At 62.8% G+C, this 14,339-nt stretch carries 15 protein-coding genes; 2 read left to right on the top strand and 13 right to left on the bottom strand.

From position 1 onward, the window contains the following. Positions 1 to 566: 566 nt before the first annotated feature. Positions 567 to 1,250: a pyridoxamine 5'-phosphate oxidase family protein gene (locus tag CH305_RS16565; RefSeq protein WP_032402865.1), complete on the bottom strand. Its 684-nt coding sequence runs from the start codon at positions 1,248 to 1,250 to the stop codon at positions 567 to 569. Positions 1,251 to 1,344: 94 nt separating this feature from the next. Between CH305_RS16565 and CH305_RS16560 the strand changes: the two genes are divergently transcribed. After that, complete coding sequence (locus CH305_RS16560; protein WP_256983808.1) at positions 1,345 to 2,748, top strand: PLP-dependent aminotransferase family protein; 1,404 nt, start codon at positions 1,345 to 1,347, stop codon at positions 2,746 to 2,748. Here the strand turns inward: CH305_RS16560 and murA are convergent. Next, positions 2,741 to 3,994, bottom strand: a complete 1,254-nt coding sequence (murA, locus tag CH305_RS16555; protein WP_094704285.1) for a UDP-N-acetylglucosamine 1-carboxyvinyltransferase — start codon at positions 3,992 to 3,994, stop codon at positions 2,741 to 2,743. The genes CH305_RS16560 and murA overlap by 8 nt on opposite strands. A gap of 53 nt (positions 3,995 to 4,047) precedes the next feature. Between murA and CH305_RS16550 the strand changes: the two genes are divergently transcribed. After that, positions 4,048 to 4,650: a cob(I)yrinic acid a,c-diamide adenosyltransferase gene (locus CH305_RS16550; RefSeq protein ID WP_094704276.1), complete on the top strand. Its 603-nt coding sequence runs from the start codon at positions 4,048 to 4,050 to the stop codon at positions 4,648 to 4,650. On the opposite strand, the gene CH305_RS16545 is transcribed toward CH305_RS16550, so the two are convergent. The 11 genes from CH305_RS16545 to CH305_RS16490 all read right to left on the bottom strand — a co-directional run bounded on the left by CH305_RS16545 (position 4,651) and on the right by CH305_RS16490 (position 14,323). Then, the gene (locus CH305_RS16545) at positions 4,651 to 5,088 is read right to left on the bottom strand and encodes a DUF2550 domain-containing protein (protein ID WP_094704275.1); all 438 of its coding nucleotides are present in this window, start codon (positions 5,086 to 5,088) and stop codon (positions 4,651 to 4,653) included. Positions 5,089 to 5,117: 29 nt separating this feature from the next. Next, a complete protein-coding gene (locus tag CH305_RS16540) occupies positions 5,118 to 5,477 on the bottom strand; it encodes a F0F1 ATP synthase subunit epsilon (protein ID WP_057477869.1) in 360 nt (119 codons plus the stop codon). Positions 5,478 to 5,507: 30 nt separating this feature from the next. Next, on the bottom strand, positions 5,508 to 6,956 hold the full coding sequence (atpD, locus tag CH305_RS16535; protein WP_027497899.1) for a F0F1 ATP synthase subunit beta: 1,449 nt from the start codon (positions 6,954 to 6,956) through the stop codon (positions 5,508 to 5,510). A 3-nt stretch (positions 6,957 to 6,959) separates the two neighbouring features. Next, positions 6,960 to 7,931, bottom strand: coding sequence for a F0F1 ATP synthase subunit gamma (locus tag CH305_RS16530; RefSeq protein ID WP_032373970.1), 972 nt, complete (start codon positions 7,929 to 7,931; stop codon positions 6,960 to 6,962). A 52-nt stretch (positions 7,932 to 7,983) separates the two neighbouring features. Next, positions 7,984 to 9,627, bottom strand: a complete 1,644-nt coding sequence (gene atpA / locus CH305_RS16525; protein WP_032378884.1) for a F0F1 ATP synthase subunit alpha — start codon at positions 9,625 to 9,627, stop codon at positions 7,984 to 7,986. Positions 9,628 to 9,715: 88 nt separating this feature from the next. Beyond that, positions 9,716 to 10,543 (bottom strand): F0F1 ATP synthase subunit delta, encoded by an 828-nt coding sequence (locus tag CH305_RS16520; RefSeq protein WP_094704274.1) that lies wholly within the window; start codon positions 10,541 to 10,543, stop codon positions 9,716 to 9,718. 8 nt (positions 10,544 to 10,551) lie between these two features. Further along, the gene (locus CH305_RS16515; RefSeq protein WP_032378886.1) at positions 10,552 to 11,121 is read right to left on the bottom strand and encodes a F0F1 ATP synthase subunit B; all 570 of its coding nucleotides are present in this window, start codon (positions 11,119 to 11,121) and stop codon (positions 10,552 to 10,554) included. Between the two features lie 7 nt (positions 11,122 to 11,128). Then, a complete protein-coding gene (locus CH305_RS16510; protein ID WP_008715092.1) occupies positions 11,129 to 11,368 on the bottom strand; it encodes an ATP synthase F0 subunit C in 240 nt (79 codons plus the stop codon). 78 nt (positions 11,369 to 11,446) lie between these two features. Next, entirely contained in the window at positions 11,447 to 12,172 is a 726-nt protein-coding gene (atpB, locus tag CH305_RS16505; RefSeq protein WP_057477867.1) for a F0F1 ATP synthase subunit A, read from the bottom strand. A gap of 441 nt (positions 12,173 to 12,613) precedes the next feature. After that, a complete protein-coding gene (locus CH305_RS16495; protein ID WP_094704284.1) occupies positions 12,614 to 13,045 on the bottom strand; it encodes a hypothetical protein in 432 nt (143 codons plus the stop codon). A gap of 66 nt (positions 13,046 to 13,111) precedes the next feature. Then, positions 13,112 to 14,323 (bottom strand): glycosyltransferase family 4 protein, encoded by a 1,212-nt coding sequence (locus CH305_RS16490; RefSeq protein WP_094704273.1) that lies wholly within the window; start codon positions 14,321 to 14,323, stop codon positions 13,112 to 13,114. Between the last annotated feature and the right edge of the window lie 16 nt (positions 14,324 to 14,339).

Genomic DNA, 14,339 nt, shown 5'->3' with positions numbered 1-14,339 from the left:
AAACTCTCCGTAAAAGACTCTCGATCAACAGTCGAAACTGCAAATCAGTCATAAACATAAAGAGTCAAATCACTAGCAAATAAACTCAACTAGCATTTTTCAAACAACACCCGACAACAACCACCACAAGCGGATGGTTGATACATCGAATGCTTTCACCAAACAAAAATTCGGCACTGACATTCATCGACACACTGTTGAGTTCTCAAAGAACACGCACACACTCGAACCCCACGAACACACAGTCCGAAGGCCTCAAGGGCAACTGTTCCAGCCTATCCCAGCTTGGTCTCGGACACAAGGCCCGACTCTTGGGGGATAAAACCTGCCGAGCCACACGTCCAACCTCGTTCACCCTGTCCGTGAAGACCGGGTCGGTGTCCGTCGCTCTGACTCGACAAAAGTTACGCCACCAACCCCACGCGTGCAAATCCGCTGGTGAGTCGAGACGCTGCGGGCATCTGCGCAGGTCCGAGCCCACACGCGCTCCACCCTGCTCGGTACGGCCGGCATATCTTGTCGTGTGACGCCCACCATATTTGCAGGAAATGCCGGTAATACGAGTTTCAGGGCCGAGACAACGCGCAGACATGATCGGGCAGCGCAAGGTGTGGTTCCACGTCTTCGGCACGTACTGCACGCCCGACGCTTTCACCGATGGGAACTACACCCGCCCACACTCCCCCGGCGGCAATGTCGGAGTCGTCGTCGACCGGTCCGCCGGCACGCGCCTTCACCGAAGCCTCGTACAACGGAAGCGCCAGCACACTGGTCGCTGCAAGTTCTTTCCTCGTATGCGCACGCAGGTGTGCACTTCTACCGGGAACGACCTGATCGACTATTGCGTCCAAAGCGCGAATTCGCTCCTGCTCGTCCTCCACTCGACGCGGCAGCCCAACCACGACCGCACTTCGATAGTTCATCGAGTGATGGAACGCGGATCGAGCCAGGACCAACCCGTCGACGACGGTGACCGTCACGCAGATGTCCTGCGCCGGAGCCTCGATCAGGCTGCGAGAGGCGACCGAGCCGTGCAGGTACAGAGTTCCAGCCCTGTCCGGGCCGTCCGGATCCACGCCGAACACGGTCGGAAGCACACGCGGCACGTTGTCCACCACTACGCCCAGATGGCAGAGCCGAGCCGAGCCGAGAACGTCCAGCAGTGCCGATCGCTCAGCTCGAGCGCGCTGCCGACCACGGATCACCGTGGTTCTGGGCGTCGGGGACAGGAGGGCCTCGTCAGTTGTCATGACTACAGGATTCCGCTCGGTTGGCTCACTGTCATGGTCCAATAGATCGAAACTTCGCTAGGCCACTTACCTCCCTGGACAGGTGTGACACAGGATGACTTTGCCGCCGAATTCGCTGTCGATCGCAGTCGATCGCGCCGACCGTCGTACGTTGCCAGTTCAGGTAGCCGACGGTATCCGCGCGGCCATCGATCGCGGTGAGCTTGGGCCGGGTGCCCGATTGCCCAGTACCAGAGCGCTTTCCGTCGAGGTGGGCTTGGCTCGGGCGGTGGTCGAGAAGGCGTACGAGCAACTCGTGGCCGAAGGATGGCTCGACGCACGTCGCGGATCCGGCAATTACGTGCGAGATGTTCCGCATGCCGTTCGATCGCACCACAGCCCGCGCCGAGCACCGGAAGAACCACCGGTTTCTCAGCGCATTTTGCTCCGCCCCGGAATACCGTGGACTCCTCCTCGCGCGTCCGAAGCGTGGAAGCGGGCCTGGCGAGATGTGGGCGCGTCACCCCCGCCCGGCGACTACCCCGATCCGGCGGGTTTGCTCGACCTGAGAACACGCATCGCGCATCTACTGGGCCGTGCACGCGGACTGCACACCACCGCGGATTCGATCGTCGTGACCACGGGAAGCATTCACGGTCTCGACCTGATACTGGGTGCCCTCTCAGCGAACGTAGGTGTCGAACATGTTCTCGCACTGGAGAATCCGGGATACCGATCTGCCGCCGCCCTCGCGACGCACCGCAGGTGGTCCGTTCACGATGTCCCCGTCGACCGTGAAGGCCTTGTGGTCGAAGAACTCGCATCTGCACCCCCGAGGACCCCTGCTGTCTATGTCACCCCCTCACACCAATACCCCACCGGCGGGCTCATGCCCATCGGTCGCAGGCGCGCACTGGCGGACTGGGCACGGAGTACCGGATCGACCATCATCGAAGACGACTACGATTCCGAATTCCGTTACGGCATAGCGCCTTTGCCTACAGTCACCGAGCTCGTTCCGGACCGCGCAGTCTACTTGGGAACCGTATCGAAGACGTTGGGTGCCGGGGTGCGACTCGGATGGATGGTGGCTCCCCCGTCGATGGTCGAGCGCATCACCGAAACACGTCGCGCAATCGGCGACTACCCATCGGTTCCGATCCAGCACGCCATGAGCTCACTGCTACGCGACGGCGAATGGGACCGATCCGTTCGCACCGCGCGTCGGATCTATCGGGCACGTGACCGCGTCGTGGCCGCCGCGCTCTCTCGATTCGGCGAGCTTCGGGGTGTCGGTGCCGGGCTGCATACAGTTCTCGTGCTCGACACCGAGGTGGCGCACGACGTCGCGGCCGACTGCGCAGCGAACGGGGTCGACCTGCCCACCCTCGAACACTCGACGCGGTCGCCGACCACCGAGGGTGGGATCGTCGTCGGCTATGGCTCGGTGGCGGACGATCGATTCGATCGCGCCCTGCGTGTACTGGTCGACGCCCTCGACAAGAGACTGATCAGCTGACCCGCTCGATGCTCCCTCCGAGAGCAGTCAGATTTTCCACGAATCGTGGATAGCCCCTGTCGATGTGGTATACGTCGTGTACCTCGGTCGTTCCGTCGGCTACCAGACCGGCAAGCACCAGCCCGGCCCCTGCCCGAATGTCGGACGACCACACCGGTGCACTGGAGAGCTGCGGCACACCGCGCACCACAGCATGGTGGCCATCGGTACGAGCGTCAGCGCCCAGCCGGATCATTTCCTCGACGAACCGGAAGCGCGCCTCGAATACGTTCTCGGTGATCATCGACGTCCCGTCGGCGACTGTTGCAAGGCCGATTGCCATCGGCTGAAGATCCGTGGGGAACCCGGGATAGGGCAACGTCGCGAAGTTCACCGCTCGCGGCCGCTCGTGCTGAACGACGCGGAAGCCGTCCGGCTCGCTGGTCACCTCGGCACCGGCAGAACGCAGCTTGTCCAGAACCAGCGACAGATGCTTGGGGTTGACCCCCCGCACTCGGACATCGCCTCGCGTCATCGCCGCGGCAATCCCCCACGTAGCAGCCACGATCCGATCGCCGATGACCCGATGAGTGGTCGGCCTCAGCGCACCGACACCGCGAATGGTGAGCGTCGACGTACCGGCACCCTGCACATCGGCACCCATCTCGTTGAGCATGTTGCACACATCGACGATGTCCGGTTCGCGTGCTGCATTGTCGATCACGGTCTCACCCGTAGCGAGTACCGCCGCCATCAAGATGTTCTCCGTCGCTCCCACGGAAGGGAAAGCCAGCCTGATGTTCGCGCCGCGCAGCTCGTCGGCCTCGGCTACGACGCATCCATGCTGAATCTCGCTACGTGCACCCAGCAACTGCAGACCGGACTGGTGCATGTCGAGGGGTCGTGAGCCGATGGCGTCGCCGCCCGGCAGGGCCACGACGGCCCGTTTACATCGCGCCACCAGCGGGCCCAACACACACACCGATGCTCGGAACTGTCGAACGGCCGCAAAATCGGCGTGATACTTGGGCATCGCAGGGGTGGTGATGTGGACGACCGAACCTTCGAGGTCGACCTCACACCCGAGCCCACGCAACACCTCTGCCATCAGTGGCACATCCAAGATGTCGGGGCAATTGGTTATCGTGCTGGTGCCTTCGGCAAGTAGCGCAGCAGCCATCAGTTTGAGGACGCTGTTCTTCGCGCCGCCGACCGCCACCTCACCGACGAGGCGGTTACCACCGTTGACCAAGAAACGTTCGCTCACTTCGACAGCGTAGCCAGCGGTACCGACCGTCACCCGCGCGGTACCGTAGCCGCATGGCCGTTCACCTCACTCGTATCTACACTCGGACCGGCGACGACGGGACCACAGGATTGAGCGATTTCTCGAGGGTCTCCAAGAACGACGCGCGGCTGATCGCCTACGCAGACTGCGACGAAACCAACGCCAGCCTCGGAGTCGCACTGGCACTGGGAAATCCGAGCGAAGCGGTGCGCGCCGTGATTCGAACCGTTCAGAGCGACCTGTTCGACGCGGGTGCCGATCTGTCGACGCCCGTCGTGGCGGATCCGGAATACCCACCGCTGAGGATCGATCAGAGTTATATCGACCGTCTCGAAGCATGGTGCGACGAATTCAACGACGAGTTGCCCGCGTTGACGTCGTTCATTCTGCCCGGCGGCACACCTTTGGGAGCGTTGCTGCATGTTGCGCGAACCGTCGCACGGCGCGCGGAGAGATCGGCCTGGGCCGCGGTTCACGCAGGCCCCGAATCAACGAGCGATTTGCCCGCCAAATACCTCAACAGGCTTTCGGACCTGCTGTTCATTCTCAGTCGGTACGCCAATCCCGAGGGCGACATCCAGTGGGTACCGGGGTCGAGTCGGACCACGAGCGAACCCGATACCGACGAGAACTGATTACGCCGCCGGCCGCCTGCGACGCGAGCGGCCGGACGGTCGGGATTCCACCCAGGACAGGAAAGCGGTCAACGCACTTCTGTCCAAAGCCATTTCGTAATTCTTGCCGCTGTGCGTCAACTCCAGCACAGCGATGTCCGGAGTCATGATGTCGAACTCTGTGTCGCGTGGGGCCCGCCGCTCCCCCACGTGGATATCCTGCCTACCCAGGCGGTGATCAGGGCCGGGTCGCAGGCTCGACAACTTGAAGAACACCAGCGTGTTGTCGCCGTACCGAATGATGCCGTGCCGCCAACCGGTGCCGCCGTCGGACGGAAGCACCCGCATGATCGCAGCCGTGCCTCCCCGTCGCAGCACCGCCAAACGGTACGCAAAAGCCGCGACGAGTCCTGCAAGCAGCACAACCAGAATGATCAGAGCAATCAATCCAGAAGGCATCGCAGGTCTCGTCGCGGCTTCTCGTGAACCTAGGACCGCTCGACAGCGCGGATACGTCCCTTGGCCACTGCAATGGCCTCCAGGTCGTCGCCGTTCTCTGCCACTACGGACCGTGCCGCTTCTACATCGATGTCGTCGGCAAAATCAGCCGACTCCGCCAGTACGGTCACCGTCTTGCCCGTCACCGACAGAAATCCACCGTGGACGGCGGCGATGATCTTTTCGCCATCGGTCGTCGTGATCGACACCGTGCCACCCTCGATCAGCTGTCCGAGGACAGGCTCGTGGCCCAGCATGATTCCGATCTCACCTTCGGTGGTCTGAGCGCTGACGATGGTCGCGGTACCGGACCACAGCTTTTGCTCCACAGCGACCAGGGAGACCTCCATGCCGCTCTTCTCGGAAGAAGTCACGTCGGTCTACTTTCCGGCCATCTTCTTCGCGGCTGCCTCGACATCGTCGAGACCGCCACAGCTGTTGAAGGCCTGCTCGGGAAGGTGGTCGTACTCACCCTTGGTGACCTTGTCGAATGCCTCGATGGTGTCGGAGAGCGACACGACCGAACCGGCCTCACCGGTGAACTTCTCGGCAACGATGAAGTTCTGGCCGAGGAACTTCTGGAGGCGACGTGCACGGCCGACCAGAACCTTGTCCTCTTCCTGGAGCTCGTCCATACCGAGGATGGCGATGATGTCCTGCAGTTCCTTGTACTTCTGCAGGATCCGCTTGACCTCGTTGGCGACGCGGAAGTGCTCCGCACCGACGATGCCGGGCTCGAGGATGCGCGAGGTCGAGCTCAGTGGGTCCACAGCGGGGTAGATACCCATCTGCGAAATCGGACGCGAGAGCTCGGTCGTCGCATCGAGGTGCGCGAACGTCGTTGCCGGTGCCGGGTCGGTGTAGTCGTCGGCGGGAACGTAGATCGCCTGCAGCGAGGTGATCGAACGTCCGCGGGTCGAGGTGATGCGCTCCTGGAGCTCACCCATCTCGTCCGCCAGCGTGGGCTGGTAGCCCACGGCCGAGGGCATACGACCGAGAAGGGTCGACACCTCCGAACCTGCCTGCGTGAACCGGAAGATGTTGTCGATGAAGAGCAACACGTCCTGGCCCTGCACATCGCGGAAGTACTCCGCCATGGTCAGTGCGGACAGAGCGACGCGCATACGCGTGCCCGGCGGCTCGTCCATCTGGCCGAAGACGAGGGCGGTGTCTTGGAGGACGCCCATCTCTTCCATCTCGAGGTGAAGGTCGGTGCCCTCACGAGTGCGCTCGCCGACGCCTGCGAACACCGAGGTGCCCGAGAACTCGCGTGCGATACGGGTGATCATTTCCTGGATCAGCACGGTCTTGCCGACACCGGCACCACCGAACAGTCCGATCTTGCCGCCCTTGACGTACGGGGTGAGAAGGTCGATGACCTTGATACCGGTCTCGAGGATCTCGGTCTTGCCCTCGAGCTGGTCGAAGGCTGGGGGCTTGCGGTGGATGCCCCACTGCTCGCCGTCGCGGCCGAGTCCGGGGGTGTCCAAGCAGTCACCGAGGGCGTTGAAGACGTGGCCCTTGACGACGTCGCCGACGGGAACCGAGATCGGCTTGCCCGAGTCGACGACAGCGGTGCCGCGGACGAGTCCGTCGGTCGGCTGCATCGAGATGGTGCGAACCAAGTTGTCGCCGAGGTGCTGTGCTACCTCGAGCGTCAGGGTCTTGGCCACGGTCGGCAGAGTGATCTCTGCGTTGAGGGCGTTGAACAGTGCGGGAATCGAGCCGCGCGGGAACTCGACGTCCACAACGGGGCCGATGACCCGAACGACACGGCCGGACTGAGTGTCCGCTCCGCTCGCGTTCTCTTGGGCTACTGCTGCGGTCATTGCTTAGTCACTTCCTGCGCTGTCGGCCAACGCGTTGGCGCCACCGACGATTTCGCTGATTTCCTGGGTGATCTGGGCCTGCCGAGCCTGGTTGGCCTGACGGCTCAAGGTCTCGACCAATTCGTTCGCGTTGTCCGTCGCTGCCTTCATGGCGGTACGACGCGCCGCGGACTCCGACGCTGCTGCATCGAGCAACGACGCGTAGATCCTGGTGCTGATGTACTTGGGCAGCAGCGCCGAGAGCAGGGTGCCTGCCTCCGGCTCGAATTCGTACTGTGCCTGCACATCTGCCGTCGGCGAGTCCGTCAACGCGTCCGCACCCATCTCGAATTCCTCGTCTGTGTACGAGATTTCGAGTGGTGCCATTCGGCGAACTTCGGGCTTCTGCGTGAGCATCGACACGAAGCGGGTGTAGACGATATGCAACTCGTCCACGCCCTCGACGGTGCCTTCACCGTTGGGAGCGTCGACCTCGGTGCCCGAGCCCGCCATGAACAGCTCGACCAGATGCTTACTGGCCTTCGCTGCGTCGGCGTAGCCGGGTTCCTGGGAGAAGCCGGTCCAGGCACCCTTCACGTCCCGCTCGCGGAATGTGTAGTAGCCCAGGCCTTTTGCCCCGAGTACGTAGATGACCGGATCCTTGCCCTCGGAGCGGAGGAGCTGGAACAGCTCTTCCGATTCCTTGAGGACGTTGGAGTTGTAGCCACCGCACATACCGCGGTCACTGGTCACGACCAGGACCGCGGCACGCTTGGGCTCGGGTCGCTCGTTGAGCAACGGGTGATCGAGCGAGCTCGATGCACTCGCCAACGCGGAGAGCACCTTGGTGATCTCTTCCGCGTACGGCTTCGATGCGGCAACGCGGGCCTGAGCCTTGGTGATTCGCGAAGTTGCAATCAACTCTTGCGCTTTGGTGATCTTCTTCGTCGAGTTGACCGACTTGATACGGGAGCGAAGCTCGAGAATGCTTGCCATCTAGCTGTTCACGCTCCCTTCTGTGCTCGTCTTGTCACCTGTCATCGCCGGCCTACTTGCTGACTGTCTTGCGGGTGACGTTGACCTGCTCCTGGCTGACCTCGTCGGCGTTCAGAGTGTCTGCCTCGGCCTCGTTGACGACGCGATTGCCGTCCGAGTCCACGAAACCGGCCTTGAACTTCTCGGTCGCTTCGGTCAGTGCCTTCTGGTTGTCGTCGTCGAGAGCCTTGCCACCGGCGATGCTGTCGTAGACGCCGCTTGCGTTGCGGTGCAGATCCTCGAGCAGCTCGGTCTCGAAGCGGCGAACATCGCCGACCGGGACGGAGTCGTATGTGCCCTGTCCGGCGAGCCAGATCGAGACGATCTGGTCTTCGACAGCCACCGGTGCGTACTGATCCTGCTTGAGCAGCTCCACCAGGCGAGCACCGCGCTCGAGCTGTGCCTTGGAGGCAGCGTCGAGATCGGACGCGAATGCGGAGAAGGCTTCGAGCTCACGGAACTGAGCGAGCTCGAGACGAAGGGATCCGGAGACCTTCTTCATGCCCTTGGTCTGCGCAGCACCGCCGACTCGGGAAACCGAGATACCCACGTTGATCGCGGGACGGACGCCCTTGTTGAAGAGGTCCGACTCCAGGAAGACCTGGCCGTCGGTGATGGAGATGACGTTGGTCGGGATGTACGCCGAGACGTCGTTGGCCTTGGTCTCGATGATCGGCAGAGCCGTCAACGATCCGCCGCCGAGCTCGTCGGACAGCTTCGCCGAGCGCTCCAGCAGACGGGAGTGCAAGTAGAAGACGTCACCGGGGTATGCCTCGCGGCCCGGCGGACGACGCAGCAGCAGCGAGATGGCGCGGTACGCCTCGGCCTGCTTGGTCAGGTCGTCGAACACGATGAGGACGTGCTTGCCCTGGTACATCCAGTGCTGGCCGATGGCCGAGCCGGTGTACGGAGCTAGCCACTTGAAGCCGGCCGAATCGGACGCGGGTGCGGCGACGATGGTGGTGTATTCGAGTGCGCCCTGCTCTTCGAGTGCAGCCTTGACGCCTGCGATCGTGGAGCCCTTCTGGCCGATAGCGACGTAGATGCAGCGAACCTGCTTCTTCTCGTCGCCGCTCTCCCAGTTGGCCTTCTGATTCAGGATGGCGTCGATGCAGACCGCGGTCTTGCCGGTCTTGCGGTCGCCGATGATGAGCTGACGCTGGCCACGGCCGATCGGGGTCATGGCGTCGATCGCCTTGATACCGGTCTGCAGCGGCTCCTCGACAGGCTGGCGCTCGAGCACCGAGGCAGCCTGCAACTCGAGGGCGCGGGTCTCGGAGGACTCGATGTCGCCGAGGCCGTCGATGGGCTTGCCGAGGGGGTCGACGACGCGGCCGAGGTAGCCGTCGCCCACGGGGACCGACAGCACGTCTCCGGTGCGCTTGACTTCCTGGCCTTCTTCGATGTGCTCGTAGTCACCGAGGATGACGGCACCGATTTCGGTGGCATCCAGGTTCAGCGCGACACCGAGGACTCCGCCGGGGAATTCCAGGAGTTCGTTGGACATCGCCGACGGCAATCCGGACACGTGAGCGATTCCGTCGCTCGTGTCCGTAACCGTGCCGACCTCCTCGCGGGAAGACTCCGGTGAGTAGCTCGCGGTGAAGTTATCGATCGCGCTACGGATCTCGTCGGAGGAGATCGTCAGCTCCGCCATAGTGTTTCCTGCTCTTCCTTCAAATGATCGCGGGGTGAAATGTCTCGAAAGTCGAGACGCTTCTTCTCGTTACTGTGTCCGTGTCGGACTATTTGAGCGTCTTTCGCAATGCAGCGAGGCGGCCTGCCCCGCTACCGTCGATGACCTCGTCGCCGATACGAACGACAAGTCCGCTGAGCAGTTCGGTATCGACCTCTACATGCACCGTGACCTGCTTGCCGTACGTGCGGGTCAAGGTTGCCGTCAGCTTCTCGAGCTGACTGTCGCTCAGTGGGGCTGCGCTGCGGACGTGTGCAACCGCGCGGTCACGCTGTTCGGCGGCCAGATCTGCCAAGCCGTTCAGAACATCCGCGGGGGCAGTCTTGCGGGGACGCGTCACAGCCTGAACTGCGAGCGCCTCGGTAACTGCCGTGACCTTGCCGTACAGCAGACGACCGAGCAGTTCGCGTTTCGCCTGCGACGGCTTCGAGCGATCCGACAGGGCCTGCTCGAGCTGCGGGTTACCGGCCACGATGCGTCCGAGCCGGAACAACTCGTCCTCGACCGTGTCCAGCTGATCCTGGTCGGCCGCGGCACGGAGCAGAGCTTCGCGTCCCAACTCGACCAGGGAGTTCAGTAGGTCGCGGGCGTTGGACCAGCTTTCGCCGGCAGCAGCCTTGACGATCGTTGCCGTTGCATTCGACACCTGGCCGGAGAAGACCTCTCCGGCCAGAGCGCTTCGCCGAACGCCCTCGACCGACGAGTCGGCAAGAGCGGTACGCAACGTGCGCTGCGCGTCGAGGGTCTCGACGACGGCGAACAACTCGGCACCGGTCTGAGCAGCGACAGCTGTTGCCTCGCCATCCGACGCGGACCCCAGAGCTTCGTGGGCAACCGACCGAGTACGGGCGAGTGACTCACGAGAAGTTGCGTACATGGTTCGACTCACTTTCCGGATGCGGAGTCCGCGGTGACGGAATCCAACTCGTTGAGGAAGCGATCGATCGAACTGGAACGCTTCGCGTCGTCGGACAGCTGCTCTCCGATGACCTTCTCCGCGAGTTCGACGGCCGTACGTCCCAGATCTCCACGAAGTTCGGTGACGATCTGCTGACGCTGAGCAACGAGCTGATTGTGGCCTGCAGCCACGATCCGGTCACTCTCTTCCTGCGCCTTTTCCTTCATCTCGGCGAGAATCGCCTGCCCCTGGGTACGCGCTTCCTCACGGATCTGCGCGGCCTCGGAACGGGCATCGGCCAACTGAGCGTGGTACTGCTCGAGCGCAGCCTTGGCCTCGGCCTGAGCCTGCTCGGCCTTCTTGATTCCGCCTTCGATGAGCTCGGAGCGCTCGGCGAGAACCGTCTGGAAACGCGGTACGACGTACTTCCAGAACAGGAAGCCGATGATCACGACACAGACGATCGACCAAACGATGTCGTATGTTGCGGGCAACAGTGGGTTCGGGGATTCCTCCCCTTCAGCCCCTGCTGCGAGCAGCGTTATCGCGTTTGTCATCGCGCTCTCAGAGAATGAAGCCGGCGACGAGGCCGATCAGGGCGAGGGACTCGGTGAATGCAATGCCGAGGAACATCGTCGTACGGAGCTGACCGGCCAGCTCGGGCTGGCGAGCGGTGGCTTCCATGTTCTTGGCGACGACGAGGCCGAGGCCGATGCCACCACCGATCGCTGCGAGGCCGTAGCCGATGGCGCCGTATCCGCTGGCGGTGATTTCCTGCGCCTGGGCCAGAACTTCAAGGCTCATTCGGTTTTCCGTTCCCTTTCTTCGGTCCACATCCGGGTGTCGGAGGTGGCGGTGTAGCTAGTTCGGTCTTTCGGTCGGTCAGTGTGAGTCGGCGTGCAGCGACAGATCGATGTAGATCGCCGTCAGCAGCGCGAAGATGTACGCCTGTAGGAAGATCACGAGCATCTCGAACATCGTGAACAGGAAGCCCATGATGAGCGAGGGTGCGGCGAAGATCTTCAGGCCGGCAGAGGCCTCGAAGAGGAAGAACTGCGTGGCGCTGAAGAACAGCACGAGCATGATGTGACCGGCGAGCATGTTGGCCAGCAGACGCACGGTCAACGTGAAGGGCCGGAGCACGAAGTTCGAGATGAACTCGAGCGGAATCAACAGCACATGCATGGCCGGCGGGATGCCGGGGATGACGATCGTGCCCTTGACGAACTTGCCGACGCCGAACTTCTTCACACCGGCGTAGACGAACGCGACGTACGCGACCGCGGCCAGCACGATGGGCAATCCGATCCTGGCGTTGGACGAGATGTTCAGGAACGGAATGACTGCACTGGCGTTCACCGCCAGCACCGTGAAGAAGATCGTCATGATGACGGGCAGGAAGCGACGTCCCTGTTCCTTGCCGAGCACGTCCTCCGCGACGTGGATCCGAACGAAATCGAGAGCGATCTCGGCAACGTTCTGAATTCCGCGAGGCACGATCTTGGGGCTGCGCAGAGCGATCAGCATGAACACGATGAGCAGCGCCGACATGAGGATGCGAATGAGCATCAGTCGGTCGAGCTCGAACGGGGTTCCCTCGAACAGCACCGCGGGAGGAAAGAAATCGGATAGCGACGGCGGATGGAACTCCGCAGCCAGGTTGGTGACGCTCAGCGGTCTCTCCCGTGTTCGGGCCGCAGCCGAGTGACGACTGCGGTTCGATCGGACAATGACGATCTATCAAGTCGACGAAAATCGGCTCGCAATCGTCAGAGGCTGAGGCCCGGTCTTCATCGGCCAAGCGTCTGTCGGGTGTCGGCGACTCACGTCGACTCGGCAACTCTCAGGGCGAAACCTTACGTTGCCGAAGTCTGTGACTCCGGGCCTACTGTAAGGAAGCTCACGCTGACTGCTACCTGCGGGGGTCCGGTCCGGGGAAAAAGTCTCTTTTGTCCCGGTCTTGCCCACCGCTTGATACAAACTTTATCAACAGAACTACGACGTTGTGTAGGCGGGCCTCAGCTTAACCGATTACGACGTCGTGTCGTACTACCGGCTGTCGGGGTTGTCGGCGGACGGAGCACTGTCGACGTAGGCGACTTTCGTCTTGACGACGCCGAAGACCTCGGCGCCGAGCACGACCACCAGCGCCCCCAGGATCGTCAGCCCCAGCGCGTAGCGGCTGTAGAACTCGGCATCCTTGAGCGCGACCAGCACGATCAGCGCGATAACCATCTTCAGCAACCAACCACCGAGCAACAGCGCTCCGACCGCCGAAGCCGGAAAACGCGTGGTGAGAGCGACCGACAGGGCCGTCGTGATCACAAACCCTCCGCCGATGGCCACGCCGATCAGCGATCCCCACAGGCCGGGAGTGCCGGCCGCAGTCACCGAGATACCGACACTCACCACCGTCAACACCACCAGGCCGATCAGTCCGTAACGGACGGCGGCGCGAAGCGGCGCGAATTGGTCGGGCATGGACTGCGGAGTGAAGGTCACAGTTGTCGAGGGTACCCAGCTCGCGACCGCGAACAACCGACGGGATCAGCCGCCTCGTCGTGCGCTTCGACGTTCCGGACCATTCGATCGATCCACCCGCAAGGTAGGGACGGCGGTAACCACCAGCGCGAATACGAGACCGGCGGCAACCAGGAGCACAACAATGCGCCGATCGAGCAGGGATGACCCGACCGCCCCGAAAGCGAGTACACCGACCCACAGGTAGATCACCAGTACCACCCGTCGATGCGAGTGACCGATCTGCAGGAGCCGATGATGCAAATGCATCTTGTCCGGACTGAACGGGCTTCGTCCGGCCCGCGTGCGACGGATGACGGCCAGCAGCAGATCGAGTATCGGGATGAGCATCACGGCACCGACCAACAGAAGCGGCGACAACAGGCCGAGCAGATCGCGCGGGCCGTACGCCGTCAACGGAATCCTCCCCGAGGCACTCGTCGAGATCGTGGCCAGCGTCAGCCCGATGAGCATGGAGCCCGAATCACCCATGAATATGCGCGCAGGTTGGAAATTGTGCGGCAAGAATCCCAGACAGGCACCGGCCAGCGCAGCGGCGATCAGAGCCGGCGGGTAGACACCCACATCGCCGCCCTGCTCCTGCAACAGCCCCACTGAGAAGATGCAGATCGCCACCGAGGAAATGAGCCCGAGACCGGCGGCCAACCCGTCGAGGCCGTCGACGAAATTCATGGCGTTGACGATCACGACGGTGATCAGAACCGTCACCAGTCCGGCTTGTAGCTGATCGAGGACCAGGGTGCTGCCCGGCTGACCGGGCTCACCTCCCCAGGGCTGATAAAGCACGACCCAACTGACACCCATGATCACCAACACGCCCGCTGCCGTCACCTGCCCGACGAACTTGGTCAGGGCATCCAGGCCCCAGCGGTCGTCGATGACACCGACCAACACGATCACGAAGCCGGCAACCAGCGCGGCCGGAATATCGCGGTTGTACGCCACGTCGAAACCCCGGGCCAGGGCAGGCAGCTGCGACGCGAAGAGCAGGGCGGCGAGCATGCCCACGTAGATGCCCACTCCCCCGAGCCTCGGGGTGGCTTGCACATGGACGTCACGATCGCGCGGAATGGCAACAGCACCGAACTTGATCGCCGCCACTCTGACTCCACCGGTGGCGAAGAACGTGACGACGGCGGCAGTGAGAAAGACCAGCAGTAGCTCCCGAATGGGAACGCCTGCCCCCAGATTCGACTGAGCCAGCAACTCGACACTCATGCGGCACGGACGGGCA

This window comes from Rhodococcus sp. 15-649-2-2 (assembly GCF_002258645.1).
Classification (GTDB): Bacteria; Actinomycetota; Actinomycetes; order Mycobacteriales; family Mycobacteriaceae; genus Rhodococcoides.
Note: the sequence above shows the minus strand (reverse complement) of the source record. Positions and strands in the feature narration are given on the sequence as shown.

Coding starts and splice junctions, on each gene's coding strand:
- CH305_RS16565 (WP_032402865.1), bottom strand. CDS start 1,250: ATGACAACTGACGAGGCCCTCCTGTCCCCGACGCCCAGAACCACGGTG.
- CH305_RS16560 (WP_256983808.1), top strand. CDS start 1,345: ATGACTTTGCCGCCGAATTCGCTGTCGATCGCAGTCGATCGCGCCGAC.
- CH305_RS16550 (WP_094704276.1), top strand. CDS start 4,048: ATGGCCGTTCACCTCACTCGTATCTACACTCGGACCGGCGACGACGGG.
- CH305_RS16545 (WP_094704275.1), bottom strand. CDS start 5,088: ATGCCTTCTGGATTGATTGCTCTGATCATTCTGGTTGTGCTGCTTGCA.
- CH305_RS16540 (WP_057477869.1), bottom strand. CDS start 5,477: ATGGAGGTCTCCCTGGTCGCTGTGGAGCAAAAGCTGTGGTCCGGTACC.
- atpD (WP_027497899.1), bottom strand. CDS start 6,956: ATGACCGCAGCAGTAGCCCAAGAGAACGCGAGCGGAGCGGACACTCAG.
- CH305_RS16530 (WP_032373970.1), bottom strand. CDS start 7,931: ATGGCAAGCATTCTCGAGCTTCGCTCCCGTATCAAGTCGGTCAACTCG.
- atpA (WP_032378884.1), bottom strand. CDS start 9,627: ATGGCGGAGCTGACGATCTCCTCCGACGAGATCCGTAGCGCGATCGAT.
- CH305_RS16520 (WP_094704274.1), bottom strand. CDS start 10,543: ATGTACGCAACTTCTCGTGAGTCACTCGCCCGTACTCGGTCGGTTGCC.
- CH305_RS16515 (WP_032378886.1), bottom strand. CDS start 11,121: ATGACAAACGCGATAACGCTGCTCGCAGCAGGGGCTGAAGGGGAGGAA.
- CH305_RS16510 (WP_008715092.1), bottom strand. CDS start 11,368: ATGAGCCTTGAAGTTCTGGCCCAGGCGCAGGAAATCACCGCCAGCGGA.
- CH305_RS16495 (WP_094704284.1), bottom strand. CDS start 13,045: ATGCCCGACCAATTCGCGCCGCTTCGCGCCGCCGTCCGTTACGGACTG.
- CH305_RS16490 (WP_094704273.1), bottom strand. CDS start 14,323: ATGAGTGTCGAGTTGCTGGCTCAGTCGAATCTGGGGGCAGGCGTTCCC.